Origin of the sequence: Nitrosospira sp. Nsp1, assembly GCF_900100985.1 — a bacterium.
Lineage (GTDB): Bacteria > Pseudomonadota > Gammaproteobacteria > Burkholderiales > Nitrosomonadaceae > Nitrosospira.
Genome location: NZ_FMUF01000002.1, coordinates 22,483 through 36,482, shown reverse-complemented (window position 1 = coordinate 36,482; position 14,000 = coordinate 22,483). Strand labels below are relative to the sequence as shown.

The window sequence follows — 14,000 nt, the reverse complement described above, 5'->3', positions numbered from 1 at the left end:
GTTGTTTAAAACGACAGCATTAAGCGCTTGAATGGGTGAGTTGGATAGCTGTAAGAATATGCAGCTTGCAAATCCGAAGAAAGTGGCTCCTTTTTAGATAGCAACCGCGTATTGCCTCAAGATAGACGTGTAGTAGCCCCCAATTCATCCGTGTCCGGTTGAATGGGGACTACTACACGATGTGACCTTCCGCTGCCTTGACAAAAATGACAAAGACTTATATCGCCCAACTTATGAATCTGCTCCACAGATGATCATCCAAGGATGGGCGGAGATAGAGCGAGGTAGCCTATACGAAGCTGACTCTAAAACCGCTTGGCCGAAGCGCCCTCGGCAAGTGCTTGCGGTCTCGTTCGCCTAGGCCGGCTGTTGGTCCTCGGCATGCCTGCGCTTATTCTGATTTCTTTCCCTTAACCGGCGGCGTTGCGGGCTTAGCCTCGCCCTCGGCGGCGTGAAGCGCCGCCAGGGCACGCATAAGGTCGGCGGCTTGAGTCTGCAATACCTCCACCTGGCCGCGCAGTCTGGCAGCTTCCTCACGGGCGGTGGCGGCCTCCTTGCGGATGGTGTCGCGCTCGGTTTCCGCTTGGATCATGCGCTCGGCCGCGCGGTGAGCTTCCTGGATGGAGGCACGCCTGACGCGCAACGGTTACGACGTCAAGCAGTTGACAGACATACTCACCGCCAAACCAAAGGAAATCCGGGCTTTCCTGAACGGGCAGCTACCGCCCGAGCGAACCCAGGAACTCCACGATCAATTGCTCGCTGTCGGCGTACCACTATAATATGGAATATTGGTAACTTTTCCCATTCTCGGCTAATGTGATTCCTGGCGGATGTTATCGGGCTGTTCTCAACTAATGTGGTCTCATTCTCACTTAATGTGGGCCAGAGTGCTCCGATGTTCTCACCGAATGTGATCCCGAAAAACGGATGTTCCTGCGATTTATGTTATCGGGCCGCTACACCTATACCTGGAAAGGGAAAGCTCGCAACCACGCCAGCTTCTGGCTTTACAAGTCTCCATGTTAAATAGGCTGGAACTTGTAACCGGTTGATCGCCGGAATGATATCAATCCTGTTAGCTCGGCCTTGTCGATATCAGGATTTCACAAACGACCAGTCCTTGGAGAAATACCATGCAAAACACTCAAAAGATTACCCCATGTTTGTGGTTCGATGATCAGGCCGAAGAAGCGGCTGAGTTTTATACCGGTGTTTTTCGGAATTCGAGGATATTGAACATTTCTCGCTATGGAGAGGCGGGATATGAAATCCACGGAAAACCGGCGGGAACAGTAATGACCGTCTCATTTGAACTCGATGGACAGGCATTCACCGCGCTTAACGGTGGCCCAACGTTCAAATTCAACGAAGCCATCTCATTTCAGGTCAATTGTGACACGCAGGAAGAAGTGGATTATTACTGGGAGAAACTGTCCGAAGGCGGAGACGAAAAGGCACAGCAGTGCGGCTGGCTGAAGGACAAATACGGCGCATCATGGCAAATTGTTCCCGGCGTTCTACTCGAGATGCTGAATGATGCCGATTCGGAAAAGTCCGAAAGGACCATGGAAGCAATGCTTCATATGAAGAAGATGGATATTGACGAACTAAGGCGTGCGTATGCCGGATAATTTTTAGCGCGGCAAAGCCGGTGGTATGGTCGCATAAGCTGCCTCGACAACGCGCTGCGGGATGGCGACTGACCCGCTGCGCGTTATTGGCCGATCTTCTTCGCGTTAAAACAACGCGTCCGACGCCGAATCGAAGGCCGAGTCGGTATCGGATGTATTTCATTCATTAAAAAAACGAACTCCTCGAAGTACGCGCTGAACCTGAACAACAAAAGCGGGATTAGTAACGACTGGAAAGCCCGGTTGTATCAAGACAATTGTCATGCGGCTCATCTACAGAGCCTGTCGCGATTTACGCCGATGAACGACAGTACCCATCAGCCCCAGGCCCGCCAGCAGCATGGCGTAGGTTTCCGGTTCAGGTACCACGCCTGCCACCAAGGTGCCTGTAACGCCATACTTATCCAGAAGATGTGGATTGGCGATATCCTGAGCCAGATAATCCGACCCTCCCACGAACACCGAATAATCACCTGCGGCCAGGTTCATGAAAGTATGCGAAACCTTGCCATCCGCTACACCGTCGAATCCGGGGATCGTTCCCGTTCCGTCGTAAGCATGGCCAACATATTTAAAAAAGCTCAGGGCAGCGGGTAAATCTTTTACCGGATCAGGCGCATTGCCGATTTTCCAGTCATTCAATGCTCTGAACGAGCCTTCGGTGTCAGCGGGCCGGTTTGCTTTTGAGATATCCGAGGAATCATAATCCGCTCCGATCGGTGCAACATGCGCAAGGCCCTGATAGAGCGAGAAACCGGGCGTCAATCCATCGAGCACGGGAGCAGCACTCGCTGCCGCGGTGTAAACCTGGCTAGCGAACGAGAGCGCCACATCTGTCGGACTCAGTAAAGTAAACCGGTAAGCCAGTGCTTTATGCGCATCGCCGTAATCCGCATCCGTGCCGTCGATCCAGCCGTAATTCCCGGTAACCGCCTGATTCGATATGCTGGATATGGCATAAGTATTATCGAAAATGCCGAAGTTGCGGCCGGTATAACCGACGTGAGCCAATGCCGGCAGGGAAGTCATGCCGGCGAGAAAAAGTGCATATCTGAGGTTTTTTTTCATGTGTAGTCCCTGTTCATGGATGATATTAAATGTCATTAGCATCGGCATGCCCGTGGGCGGGACCGATGCGGCTGAGTATTCATTATCCATATCGATAAATCAATGTGGCATATTGCCGCATGCGGCAAATTGTCGCAGGCCAATACAGGCGCGGCGATAGCGAAGATCGCCAGCAACTATGCGAAGGCAAAATATATCGGCTGGTTCACATTCTTCCCCGGCTTCGACGTCAGCCCGACTCCAATCGACATGACCCGGCTCAACAAGCTGTTCGACGGCAAGACGCACACCGGCACTCGACGCCCGTGGTCTACAAGTCGCCGGTACAAGGGTGGATGGTGTTCTGCTGGGGGGGAGAATGCGAGTCTGCGCGCCTGGAAGGTGAATGCGAACCTTACCCTGACTTTCCTGGCATCGAGCGACGAAACGGCATCGCCGAATACGGGAGACGTGGGTGGAATGCCGAGTGGCAGGGTCTATCTGGCCAACTATTCGGGCGGAGTTGATGTTTATGGCCCCTGACCCAGGGTGGCTCACCAAAAGACGCAATCAGCCACTGGTCTTTTACTATGGCACCCTCAAAGGCACCGCCTCGATCCTGATTCGTATGATATGAGCCGCCCCAACCGGCTTATATGACAATATTGTCCATATAAGCACGCACCAGCTTGTGATAATGGCGATCTTCCATCAGGAAGGAATCATGGCCATGGCTGGACGTGATTTCCGCATAACTGACATTCAATTCGTTATCCAGCAATGCCCTGACAATGGCGCGGGAGCGCTCTGGCGAAAAACGCCAGTCAGTGGTAAATGACAACACCAGGAAATTCGCCTTGGCGGCGCGAAATGCCGCACTCAAATCGTTGTTGTGCTGGTGCGCCGGGTCAAAGTAATCCAGTGCCTTGGTCATCAGCAAATAAGTATTTGCATCGAACTGGTCAGCAAATTTATCCCCTTGATAACGGAGATAGGATTCTATTTCGAACTCCACGTCGAAACCGAATGCAAGCGCGCCGTTACGCAACTCACGCCCGAACTTTGCCGCCATCGCGTCATCCGATAGGTAAGTAATATGCCCCAGCATGCGTGCGAGCCGCAGACCCCGCCGCGGCACCACACCGTGCGAATAGTAATCTCCGCCGTGAAAATCCTGGTCGGTGATGATGGCCTGGCGCGCTACATCGTTAAAAGCGATATTTTGCGCAGTCAGCTTTGCCGCAGCGGCAATAATCAACGCGTGCCGCACCCTGTCCGGAAAATCGAGCGTCCATTGCAACGCCTGCATCCCGCCGAGGCTGCCGCCCGCCACTGCGGCGAACTGATCGATGCCCAGGTAGTCCGCTAATCGCACCTGTGTTCTTACCCAATCTTCCACTGTCACTAACGGAAAATTCGCGCCATAACATTTGCCGGTCCTTGCATTGATGCTGGCAGGTCCGGTAGAACCATGGCAGCCGCCAAGGTTGTTGACTCCCACTACGAAAAACTTGTCCGTATCGATGGATTTACCCGCACCGATCATATTATTCCACCACCCACCGCTCTTGGGATTGTCCGCGTAAACCCCCGCAAGATGATGATTACCGGAGAGTGCATGGCAAACCAGGACAGCATTGGATTTGGCTGCATTGAGCTGGCCGTAGGTTTCATAAACCAACTCGTAATTCTCGAGCACAGGTCCGCTTTTTAAATGCAGCGGTGTGTCGAAACGCGCGGTTTGCGGAGCGACGATGTCAATTGAATCGGAATCTTGCATTAACGTAAAAGGATCGTCAGCAGAATTGTATAGGGCTAACGGTCTGCAAATACATGTTCCGTGACATGCCTAGTAGAATAAATGATACCGACATCGGTTTCCTGCATCGTACGGCTAAAAATTCAGCATGACCTGGAAGGTTAACAGAGCACATGTATTAACACTATCGGTAGCCGGCAGGCACACTTAACCTGCCGCCAATTACGCGTCGCTGTAAGTATGCTTTCCATTCAGCAAAAATGTTTCCGTACATATAATCTCCACCTCTCGCGCCAGTTTATTTTCATGCGTAGCCGGTAAGCGGTTTATCTGGATCGGTATGAATCTCTTGCAGGTATAAATCAGCCATTCAGCTTTGTCAACAACCCTTGAATTCGCTCCGGGTCATCGGCTTTAAGTATTTTTTGCGCAAGCGGTATGATATCAGGCAGATTACTTCTCAATACCTCTCTTTTCACGGTCAGCAGTTGTGCCGGGTGCATGGAAAACGTCCGCAGCCCAAAACCAAGCAGAAGCCGGGTAAATAAGATGTCTCCCGCGATCTCGCCACAGATCGCCACCGGTACTCCGGTTCGGTTGGCGGTGCGTATGATGTGAGCCACCAACCGTAGCACCGCAGGGTGCAGCGAGTCGTAGAGGTGCGCCACAGAATCATCGGCACGGTCTATGGCCAGCGTGTACTGAATCAAATCGTTGGTTCCGATGGACAGGAAATCCAGCTTGCGCATGAAAACATCGAGGCATAGCGCTGCGGCGGGAATCTCTATCATACCGCCTATCTGAATTTTCTCATCGAACGGAATTTTTTCCTGGCGCAAGCTTTGCTTGGCGTTTTCCAGCAATTGCAATGTCTGGACAATTTCAGAAACGCTGGAGAGCATCGGCACCAGAATACGAATCTGGCCATAACGGGAAGCGCGCAGAATCGCACGCAACTGCGTATTGAACATTTGAGGTTCAGCAAGACATAGGCGAATAGCGCGCAATCCCAATGCCGGATTGGCAGCTACGCGTTTTGCATTGTCGAGATTCTTGTCGGCGCCCAGGTCAAATGTGCGTATCGTTACCGGCATTCCCCGCATTTTTCGCGCCACGGTACGATAAGCTTCGAACTGTTCGTCCTCGCCGGGCAAACTATCGCGATTGAGAAACAGGAATTCGCTACGAAACAGGCCAACGCCGGTGGCTCCGTTTTCCTTTACCTGCTCGACATCCTGAGGTAGTTCTATATTGGCTTGCAATTCCACGGCGGTACCATCGAGGGTCGTGGCGGGGGTCGCCTTGATGCGCTTCAGTTTCTGCTTTTCCAGCTCCAGTTCGTTCTGGCGAAGCCGGTATTCCGTCAGCACATGCTCGTCAGGGCCCACTATTACCACACCCAGAGTGCCGTCCACGATCAGAACATCATTGTCGCGGATCAACCCGCGTGCGTGATGAAGCGCAACGATAGAAGGGATGTTGAGGCTGCGTGCCACAATGGCCGTGTGCGAAGTCAAGCCCCCCAGATCGGTCAGGAACGCGGTAAAACGGTGCTGCTTGTACTGAATCACATCAGCGGGGCTGAGATCATGGGCAACCAGAATGCTGTCGCCATCATGCTTCAATGGGATCGGAACGTAACCCGGATGCCCCAGCAAGATTTTCAGCACGCGTTCGACTACCTGGATCACATCGGTCTTGCGTTCGCGCAGATAAGGATCTTCAATTTCTTCAAACTGCGCCATTAATACGCCCATCTGCTGGGTAATGGCCCACTCGGCATTGCACTGGTTCTGGGCAATATAAGTTTTAGCAGCGGTGGAGAGAGTGGGATCGTCCAGAATCATCCGGTGCAATTCAAGAAACGCGCCGTATTCCGGCGTGGCGGGGCCGCTGACCACGGAAGCATTCAGTGCTTCAAGCTCCTCACGGACACCATTGAATGCGATGTCGAGCCGAGATATTTCATTGCTGACTTGATCCTCCGGCACGATGTGATGCGCCACCTCCAGTGCGGCGTGCGAAGCGAGATATGCATGTCCTATGGCAATGCCGCTGGAAACGCCCACTCCGTGCAGCACAAAGCTCATTCGCTTTCCCCGAAACCATCCTCGATCAAATTCACCAGCGCCTGCATGGCCTCGGCCTCGTCCGTACCGGTGGTTTCAATGCCTAGAATGACACCCTGATTGGCAGCGAGCATCATCACGCCCATAATGCTTTTCGCATTAACTTTACGGCTGTCCCGCGATAGCCAGACCTCGCTGCGATATCGAGAGGCCAACTGAGTGAGCTTCGCGGAAGCACGCGCATGAAGACCCAATTTGTTCAGGATTTTGACCTCCTGGTATTGCATTATGTTGGTCCCGCATCAATACGCATGACGCCTTCTCTGCCGCCGGATAGCGCTTTCTCCGCTACGGTTGAGAGCGGTTCGTTGCGATAGGTAAGCGCTCGTATCAGCATCGGCAGATTGACCCCAGCAAGGCATTCCACACTGCCGAGCCTAACGAGCCGGCTGGCGATATTGCATGGCGTTGCGCCACAGATATCGCTCAACACCAGCACGCCATCGCCGCGATCAAGTTGTTTCACCAATTCCAGCGCTTTGGGCACGACGACGTCGGGGTCATCCCGAACGGTAATGCTCAGGTATGTCAACCGCTCGGATTTTTGACCCATGACGTGGTCAACGCAATGGATAAGGCTGTCACCCAAATTGCCGTGCGAGATAATTAAAATTCCGATCATGTTCTGCCCTGCTGTTGACAAATGCTAAGAGGGGTGACTTGCCATTCTAGCATTGTCGGCATCACGCGGCTGACCGGATGTAGAGCCTGCCCATCTGAGAATTATCGGCAGATTCGTCCCCCGGCCTCGATAGCCTCGATGCATCGGAAATGAGCGGGGAAACGACGGCTTGGCATCAGATTGGTCGCCCTTTTTAAGCCCACTTCCGCTTGACCAGGATTATTCAACAAACTTGTAATAAATCGACTAAAGTAAAACGACGTACATTGATTTGTATGACCAATATCTCTGTATGACGATATCTCCTGCGGGAACGGAGGGCAGAAACCGGGCTGTATAAGCTGTATGAGGCTGAGGACCAAGGTCGCAACTGTAAGGTTTTATGAGTGGTCTCCGATTTCCGCGAGGAATGGCGCATGAATTCAGCACAAAAATCGATAACGATGGCGCTTTTTGCCGTCACCATCTTTTCCAGCGCGTTCCTGTTGTTCCTGATTCAACCGCTCATTTCCAAGCATATTCTGCCATGGTTTGGCGGTTCGGCTGCTGTCTGGGCGACCTGCATGGTATTTTTTCAGGTAGTACTGCTAGCGGGGTATGCGTACTCCGACTGGATAACGCGGCATCTCAAGCCTCTCTATCAGGTAACACTCCACATTGCTTTGCTTGCTGTAAGCCTGGTCTTCTTGCCCATCATACCCGATCCGTCATGGAAGCCCACCGGTTCGGAAGACCCCGCGCTTTTGATACTGGTTGATATCGACTACCGGGCCACTTATTCAGGCTTGGGTGACTCGTACGCTCATCGGTACTCACGTCTATCGATTCTTCGCATTATCGAACCTTGCCTCATTGCTGGCCCTGGTAAGCTACCCATTCCTCATCGAGCCGCGAACTTCCCTTCATTTACAGGCCTATGCGTGGTCTGATGTGTATGCGCTATTTGCACTCCTTTGTACTGCTTCCGCTTTCTATTTTTTTCGCCACGCCCAGGTCCTGACGGCAGAAGCTTCTGCTCTGAGCCATAAACATGAAAGCGGATGGAAACCACGCCTGCGCGACTATCTGTCGTGGCTCGGTCTGTCCGCGACAGGCTCATGGCTTCTGATTGCGATTACCAACCATATCGCCCAGAACATCGCCGCCATCCCCTTCCTGTGGCTCCTGCCGCTCACTATCTATTTGCTCACCTTTGTTCTCTGCTTTGAAAGTGACCGGTGGTATGTTCGCTCCCATTTCTTGATCCCCACCGCAGTATTTCTTGCAACCTGTGCTTATGGTTTGGGTAGCATGATTGGTTACGACGTGAAAGTGGCCATTCCTTTATATTCAGTAGGGCTATTCTTTTTTTGTATGTTTTGCCATGGAGAATTGGCCCGGATGCGGCCCGCACCCCAATACCTGACGCGGTTTTACCTTATGATTTCCTTTGGAGGCGCACTAGGCGGAATCACGGTCGGGCTCGTCGCCCCACGTATCCTTCCCGCGTATTATGAATTAGGCATCGGATTCATCATTATTGCCTTATCGGCGCTTTTTCTCCTCCACGAGCGCAAGCTATTGACTGCCGGTGCTGCCTGTCTTGCATTGCTATGCGGATATTTTCTCTTTGCTCAGGTATCCGATGATTTCAAGGATACTCGTAAGATGGAACGCAGTTTTTATGGAACCCTGCTGACCTTCGATAAAATCAGCGAAAATCCGGTGGATAATATCCGTGAGCTCCGTCATGGTGCCGTAAAACATGGTGGACAGTATCTGACCCCGAATCGCAGGTTAGAACCCACAACCTACTACGGACGCACTGCAGGAATCGGGCTCGCCATCGCATACACCAGATCGCCGGGAAAAAAAGTAGGCGTGATTGGTCTCGGTGCAGGTACGCTTGCAGCGTACGGCCAGCCTGGGGATGTTTATCGCTTTTATGAGATCAATCCCCAGGTGATCGAGCTAGCCCGAAGCGAATTCACCTTTATCAGCGACAGTAAGGCTCGCATCGAAATTGTGCAAGGTGATGCGCGCTTATCATTGGAAAAAGAGAAACCCCAAGGATTCGATGTGCTTGCGGTAGATGCCTTTTCAGGCGATTCCGTTCCTATACACCTCATTACGGGCGAGGCGGTGGCAATCTATCTACGCCATATGAATCCGGACGGTATCATTGCCTTTCACGTTACCAATACTTTCCTATCGCTTGCCCCCGTGGTGCAAAAACTCGCTGCGGATCACGGGTTATATTCGGTACTGATTCATGACGAAGCCAAGAATTCATCGCTACCAGAAACCGATTGGGTATTGATTGCCAAGGATAAACGAGCCTTGCAACCGCAGCCTATTCGCGAAGCTACGAGTCCGATTAAACCGATCTTCGGCCTTGCTACCTGGACTGACGATTTCAACAACCTGTTCGACGTGCTCAAATAGAACAATATTCTCCTTAGCAGGCTAAGGAGGCCAAGTGTAGCGGTGGATTGCAGGCCGGATTCCTTTTTTACGACTATGCTTTTTCAATCGCATCCAACATCATCCCTGCCACGTTGAAGCCGGTCTGGTCCGCGATTTCCGCCATCCCTGTCGGACTGGTGACGTTAATTTCGGTAAGATAGTCACCGATTACGTCCAGTCCGACAAGCATCAAGCCCTTATCATATAGTGCGGGACCTAATGCTTCGGCAATTTCCCGGTCGCGTCTCGTAAGCGGTTGCGCCACGCCCCTGGCGCCTGCGGTAAGATTGCCGCGGGTCTCGCCCGGCTTGGGAATGCGTGCGAGTGTGTAGGGCACCGGCTCTCCCGCTATCAGCAGAATACGCTTGTCTCCCTGGGTGATTTCGGGGATGTAACGCTGAGCCATGATCGTGCGTGTACCGTAGTGCGTCAAGGTTTCTATTATCACGCCTATATTATGATCGGCGCTGTGAATGCGAAACACACCCGCACCGCCCATGCCGTCCAGTGGCTTGAGGATGATATCGCGGTGTTCAGCAAGAAAATCGCGAATCAGGTGTTCCTGCCTTGTCACCAGCGTAGGCACGGTGTATTCGGGAAACTTCGCTATCGCGAGCTTCTCATTATGGTCCCGCACTGCTCTTGCGCTATTGATGACATGAGCGCCGTGGTCTTCAGCCAACTCCAGCAGATAGGTACTATAAACATACTCCATGTCAAACGGCGGATCCTTGCGCATCAGCACGGCGTCAAATTCCTGCAGCAGCGTTTCTTCCGGTTCGTCCGTCCGATACCATGGACGTCCTTTATCAGTCTCGTTCGTTAATTCCAGGGCTCGCGCCAGTCCTATTGTCTCGCCGCCTTTCCAGACCAGATCGCCCTGCTGCAGGGCAAACAGGTCATGGCCGCGGAGAACGGCTTCGCGCATCATTGCAAAGCTCGAGTCTTTATATGTTTTTATTGAATCGAGGTGATCGAGAATGAAGGCGATTTTCATGAATTATGAACCCGTCGGTTACGCTAGCTGGCAGCATGCAAAGGCGAATCGGTTTTTCCAAGATGCGCCTGCATGCTCAGTGTTCTGATGAAATAGTTGAAGAAGGAGTTATGGCGCCGCACTAAGCGACAAAGACCTCGGTTCGCGCTTCGCTTTTTTCCAGCTCTTGCGCTGCCGCGAGCAACGCCAGGCGCGCTATCACCCCATAAGCATAAAATCGGTTGGGGCTGCAGCCTGGCCGGGCTTCACGATCCGGCATGAGACAGGTATCCTCAAAGGCTAGCGGCACGAACTGCATACCTGGAGCGTTGAGGTTCTCGTCGATTCCACGGCTGGTGTGGACCCGGTAGAATCCGCCCACCACGTAACGGTCGATCATATATATTACAGGTTCGGCTACCGCTTCATTAATGCTCTCGAACGTGTATACGCCTTCCTGTACCATGACTTCCGTCACCTGCAGGCCCTCTTTCACGACCGCCATCTTGTTGCGCTGCTTGCGGTTAAGTGCGCGGACCTCGGCGCCATCCTTCACAGTCATGATGCCCATCCCATAAGTGCCGGCATCGGCCTTGACAATGACGAACGGATCTTCCTTGACGCCATATTGCGCATATTTTTCCCGAATGTCGCTCAGGATCTCGTCTACGGTGTTTGCGACGCAGTCTTCGCCTTTCTTTTCACGAAAATTGATCTTGCCGCAGGCGGCAAAATAAGGATTGATGAGCCACGGGTCGATGCCGATCAGGTCGGCGAATTCTCGCGCCACGTAGTCGTAAGCTGTGAAATGCTGAGACTTGCGTCGGGTCGCCCATCCCGCGCGAAGGGGCGGAACGACGGTTTGCTCGAGATTTTGCAGAATTGCCGGTATGCCTGTCGAGAGATCGTTGTTGAGAAGCACGGCACACGGGTCAAAGCCTTCTATCGATAAGCGATCCCCTCTGCGCTGGACCGGTTCCAGCGTAAGCTTGCCGCCATCGGGCAAGTTGATCACGGTAGCCGCGGTAATCTCCGGTAACAAGGTACCAATGCGAATATCGATGCCGGCATGGCGCAGGATGGCTTGTAAAACTGCCAGGTTTTGCAGGTAAAAAATATTGCGCGTGTGGTTTTCCGGGATCAGCAGCACGCTGCGCGCACCGGTACATATTTTCTCAACCGCCGCCATCATTGCCTGTACGCACAACGGCAAAAATTCGGGGTTGAGATTGTTGAAACCGCCGGGGAATAAGTTGGTATCCACCGGTGCCAGCTTGAACCCGCTGTTGCGTAAATCCACGGAGCAATAAAACGGCACTGTATGCTTCTGCCACGCATTGCTCAACCAGTGCTCGATGGCAGGCATGGCATTGATGATGCCTGTCTCCAGATCAAGGATCGGGCCGGTCAAGGCAGTGGCAAGATAGGGGGCGGGCATGAGTAAGATTGATGTTTAGCGGACAATTACCATTGTAGCATCAGGTATTACCGTGCCCGTCGCTATCGGAAACAGCCGCGCCGCGGATATTGAAAACGGGCCATTGGGAATTTCCATACGAACACGAGGATCAGTGGAGCTCGCTCAAGGCATACAAGGCCGGCTGAAACGAGCTTTGATATTTCTCTGGAAGTCCTGCCACTGCCGCATCGGCTTCGTCACGGCTGGGATAAATGCCATATGTGACGATAAATTTGGCCTGATTCCCGTTACTTACCGGATGCACATAGAGATCGGATAAATCAACCTGACTCCGGGCACGTATCAGAAATCGTTCCATACGGTCGGGTTGTATATTGTCGGTGGCGAATAACTGGATCGTATAGAAATTCTTATCCGTCTTGCGCATGGTGTTGGTTGTCGCTTCAATTCGCTGCTCCAGCAATGCATTTCCCGCCAGCTCAACACCGGCAATATGCGTTCTGGCCGTGCTGCGCTGCCCGATCTCAGCAGCGGGTTTACTCTCTGCGGAAGATGCTATCCCTGTTGTAGCCTCGGAAGGTGCAGGGTTAGAGGCAACTACCGAAACTGAAGGGGAAATGCCGGAAGGCGCTGTTGCAGTCGCTGAAACTGAGGGGGAAATACTGGGGGGAACTGCTGTGGTCACTGTGGAATTGGTGGAATATACGGGACCGGGTGTGGGAATTGAAACAGGTACCGGCGTTTTTGGTTCAACCGGCATCGAAGCAACCAACGAGGTAATCTCCGATGAAGGGGAGCGAATATCCTGCCAGCCCAGCACGCCCAGCATTACGACAGCGACCGTGGAAAATATGGCGATCGCATCGACTGTGCAGTGGCCCAGAAAAACCCGCCAATTTCGCTGGCTTCCCCCACTGGAGCCGCGCTTGATTCCCAGATCCTCGATGGCTGCTTCAACATGATGCGCTTCGACTTCACGAGTTCCGGCGATGGATGCTGCCAGCAGGGACTTATCCGCCAGAATGTCCAACTGGCGAACGAGCCCGCCGGAAGCCCTCGAAATCAATTTTGACGCCTTAGCCGAGAAGACGTCGGGGCCGTGATAGCCCCCCACCCGCACGCGCTGCGCCAAATATTCTTCCACGGCTTTGGTATTGAAAGGCTGCAAGGCAAAGTGACCAGTGACTCGGTTCTTAAGCTTGCGCATCGATGGCAAAGCCAACCTGTTTTCAAGTTCAACCTGACCAAACAGGACGACTTGAAGCAATTTGTGGTGAGGCGATTCCAGGTCGTGCAGCGCCAGTACCTCTTCAAGCGCGTCCGCAGGCAGGGTATGCGCCTCATCCACGAGTAACACGACCTGCCCACCGGTGGCATGTTTTTCGGTCAACGCACGTTGTAATTCTTCTATCGCAACAGGGGTCTGCACAGCGGCAGTGGTGTTTTCAGCGACTCCGGCATTCAATTCATTTCTGATTGAATGGAGAAGTTCCTCTCGCGAAAAATCCGGCTTGGCGAGATAGACAGCTTGCATTTGTGCAGGCAATCGTTTTATCAATGATCGACATAGCGTGGTTTTACCGCTGCCGGCCTCGCCGATGACCTGAATGACACCCTCCGCCCCCTCACCATGGGTAAGCACATAAAAGAGCGCATCCAGAGTCGCGCCCCGATTGGCTCCTTCGTAAAAAAAATCGGTGACCGATGAATCGGCAAAGGGCTGCTCAGAAAGCCCAGGGTGGCCAGGATACATTTTCATCCTCACATTCAGAAAGCCCCGTTATCATGGACAAATCGCTTCTTCGTCCGTACAAAGGTTGAAGTTAATCGCTGCCGGGCTTGAATAAGATACCATTTTAAAGTCAAAACACATTGATTCGCTTATTTTGAATCACAGACCGGAACAGCTCCGCCATGTGATATGCCTTGTCTTGATCCCGACTGCTGGAGTATAGTTCGAGTCTGCCG

At 52.8% G+C, this 14,000-nt stretch carries 14 protein-coding genes; 5 read left to right on the top strand and 9 right to left on the bottom strand.

All coding sequences use genetic code 11. From position 1 onward, the window contains the following. Positions 1–391: 391 nt before the first annotated feature. Positions 392–592 carry a hypothetical protein gene (locus BLP78_RS01335; RefSeq protein WP_090455684.1) on the bottom strand — a complete coding sequence of 67 codons (201 nt, stop codon included), beginning with the start codon at positions 590–592 and terminating at the stop codon, positions 392–394. Between the two features lie 28 nt (positions 593–620). Between BLP78_RS01335 and BLP78_RS15070 the strand changes: the two genes are divergently transcribed. Continuing rightward, entirely contained in the window at positions 621–782 is a 162-nt protein-coding gene (locus BLP78_RS15070) for a phosphoribulokinase (RefSeq protein ID WP_143002861.1), read from the top strand. Positions 783–1,136: 354 nt separating this feature from the next. Beyond that, the gene (locus BLP78_RS01330) at positions 1,137–1,634 is read left to right on the top strand and encodes a VOC family protein (RefSeq protein WP_090455682.1); all 498 of its coding nucleotides are present in this window, start codon (positions 1,137–1,139) and stop codon (positions 1,632–1,634) included. Between the two features lie 273 nt (positions 1,635–1,907). On the opposite strand, the gene BLP78_RS01325 is transcribed toward BLP78_RS01330, so the two are convergent. Then, positions 1,908–2,702, bottom strand: a complete 795-nt coding sequence (locus BLP78_RS01325) for a PEP-CTERM sorting domain-containing protein (RefSeq protein WP_090455998.1) — start codon at positions 2,700–2,702, stop codon at positions 1,908–1,910. Between the two features lie 102 nt (positions 2,703–2,804). Here BLP78_RS01325 and BLP78_RS01320 point away from each other — a divergent pair, with 102 nt between their 5' ends. Further along, the gene (locus tag BLP78_RS01320; protein WP_090455680.1) at positions 2,805–3,224 is read left to right on the top strand and encodes a hypothetical protein; all 420 of its coding nucleotides are present in this window, start codon (positions 2,805–2,807) and stop codon (positions 3,222–3,224) included. Positions 3,225–3,333: 109 nt separating this feature from the next. Here the strand turns inward: BLP78_RS01320 and BLP78_RS01315 are convergent, their stop codons facing one another. From BLP78_RS01315 to BLP78_RS01300, 4 genes are all read right to left on the bottom strand, one after another. Next, a complete protein-coding gene (locus BLP78_RS01315; RefSeq protein ID WP_090455678.1) occupies positions 3,334–4,461 on the bottom strand; it encodes a homoserine O-succinyltransferase MetX in 1,128 nt (375 codons plus the stop codon). 341 nt (positions 4,462–4,802) lie between these two features. Continuing rightward, positions 4,803–6,530 (bottom strand): phosphoenolpyruvate--protein phosphotransferase, encoded by a 1,728-nt coding sequence (gene ptsP, locus BLP78_RS01310; protein WP_090455676.1) that lies wholly within the window; start codon positions 6,528–6,530, stop codon positions 4,803–4,805. Beyond that, positions 6,527–6,796: an HPr family phosphocarrier protein gene (locus tag BLP78_RS01305; protein WP_025042130.1), complete on the bottom strand. Its 270-nt coding sequence runs from the start codon at positions 6,794–6,796 to the stop codon at positions 6,527–6,529. The genes ptsP and BLP78_RS01305 overlap by 4 nt, the downstream gene beginning before the upstream one ends. Then, complete coding sequence (locus BLP78_RS01300; RefSeq protein ID WP_090455674.1) at positions 6,796–7,191, bottom strand: PTS sugar transporter subunit IIA; 396 nt, start codon at positions 7,189–7,191, stop codon at positions 6,796–6,798. Before BLP78_RS01300 ends, BLP78_RS01305 begins: the two co-directional genes overlap by 1 nt. A gap of 416 nt (positions 7,192–7,607) precedes the next feature. Here BLP78_RS01300 and BLP78_RS15865 point away from each other — a divergent pair, with 416 nt between their 5' ends. Both BLP78_RS15865 and BLP78_RS15860 read left to right on the top strand, forming a co-directional pair. Then, positions 7,608–8,120, top strand: a complete 513-nt coding sequence (locus BLP78_RS15865) for a hypothetical protein (protein ID WP_256329946.1) — start codon at positions 7,608–7,610, stop codon at positions 8,118–8,120. A 361-nt stretch (positions 8,121–8,481) separates the two neighbouring features. Beyond that, the gene (locus BLP78_RS15860) at positions 8,482–9,615 is read left to right on the top strand and encodes a spermidine synthase (protein WP_371128846.1); all 1,134 of its coding nucleotides are present in this window, start codon (positions 8,482–8,484) and stop codon (positions 9,613–9,615) included. Positions 9,616–9,688: 73 nt separating this feature from the next. Here BLP78_RS15860 and gshB read toward each other — a convergent pair whose 3' ends face one another. The 3 genes from gshB to BLP78_RS01280 all read right to left on the bottom strand — a co-directional run bounded on the left by gshB (position 9,689) and on the right by BLP78_RS01280 (position 13,791). Continuing rightward, on the bottom strand, positions 9,689–10,633 hold the full coding sequence (gene gshB, locus BLP78_RS01290; protein ID WP_090455672.1) for a glutathione synthase: 945 nt from the start codon (positions 10,631–10,633) through the stop codon (positions 9,689–9,691). 121 nt (positions 10,634–10,754) lie between these two features. Beyond that, positions 10,755–12,050 (bottom strand): glutamate--cysteine ligase, encoded by a 1,296-nt coding sequence (gene gshA / locus BLP78_RS01285; RefSeq protein ID WP_090455668.1) that lies wholly within the window; start codon positions 12,048–12,050, stop codon positions 10,755–10,757. Positions 12,051–12,180: 130 nt separating this feature from the next. Beyond that, a complete protein-coding gene (locus tag BLP78_RS01280) occupies positions 12,181–13,791 on the bottom strand; it encodes an AAA family ATPase (RefSeq protein ID WP_090455665.1) in 1,611 nt (536 codons plus the stop codon). Positions 13,792–14,000: the final 209 nt, after the last annotated feature.

Bases quoted from the DNA above. Each gene is read 5' to 3' on its own strand.
- BLP78_RS01335 (WP_090455684.1), bottom strand. From the start codon at position 592: ATGATCCAAGCGGAAACCGAGCGCGACACCATCCGCAAGGAGGCCGCC.
- BLP78_RS15070 (WP_143002861.1), top strand. From the start codon at position 621: ATGGAGGCACGCCTGACGCGCAACGGTTACGACGTCAAGCAGTTGACA.
- BLP78_RS01330 (WP_090455682.1), top strand. From the start codon at position 1,137: ATGCAAAACACTCAAAAGATTACCCCATGTTTGTGGTTCGATGATCAG.
- BLP78_RS01325 (WP_090455998.1), bottom strand. From the start codon at position 2,702: ATGAAAAAAAACCTCAGATATGCACTTTTTCTCGCCGGCATGACTTCC.
- BLP78_RS01320 (WP_090455680.1), top strand. From the start codon at position 2,805: ATGTGGCATATTGCCGCATGCGGCAAATTGTCGCAGGCCAATACAGGC.
- BLP78_RS01315 (WP_090455678.1), bottom strand. From the start codon at position 4,461: ATGCAAGATTCCGATTCAATTGACATCGTCGCTCCGCAAACCGCGCGT.
- ptsP (WP_090455676.1), bottom strand. From the start codon at position 6,530: ATGAGCTTTGTGCTGCACGGAGTGGGCGTTTCCAGCGGCATTGCCATA.
- BLP78_RS01305 (WP_025042130.1), bottom strand. From the start codon at position 6,796: ATGCAATACCAGGAGGTCAAAATCCTGAACAAATTGGGTCTTCATGCG.
- BLP78_RS01300 (WP_090455674.1), bottom strand. From the start codon at position 7,191: ATGATCGGAATTTTAATTATCTCGCACGGCAATTTGGGTGACAGCCTT.
- BLP78_RS15865 (WP_256329946.1), top strand. From the start codon at position 7,608: ATGAATTCAGCACAAAAATCGATAACGATGGCGCTTTTTGCCGTCACC.
- BLP78_RS15860 (WP_371128846.1), top strand. From the start codon at position 8,482: ATGATTGGTTACGACGTGAAAGTGGCCATTCCTTTATATTCAGTAGGG.
- gshB (WP_090455672.1), bottom strand. From the start codon at position 10,633: ATGAAAATCGCCTTCATTCTCGATCACCTCGATTCAATAAAAACATAT.
- gshA (WP_090455668.1), bottom strand. From the start codon at position 12,050: ATGCCCGCCCCCTATCTTGCCACTGCCTTGACCGGCCCGATCCTTGAT.
- BLP78_RS01280 (WP_090455665.1), bottom strand. From the start codon at position 13,791: ATGAAAATGTATCCTGGCCACCCTGGGCTTTCTGAGCAGCCCTTTGCC.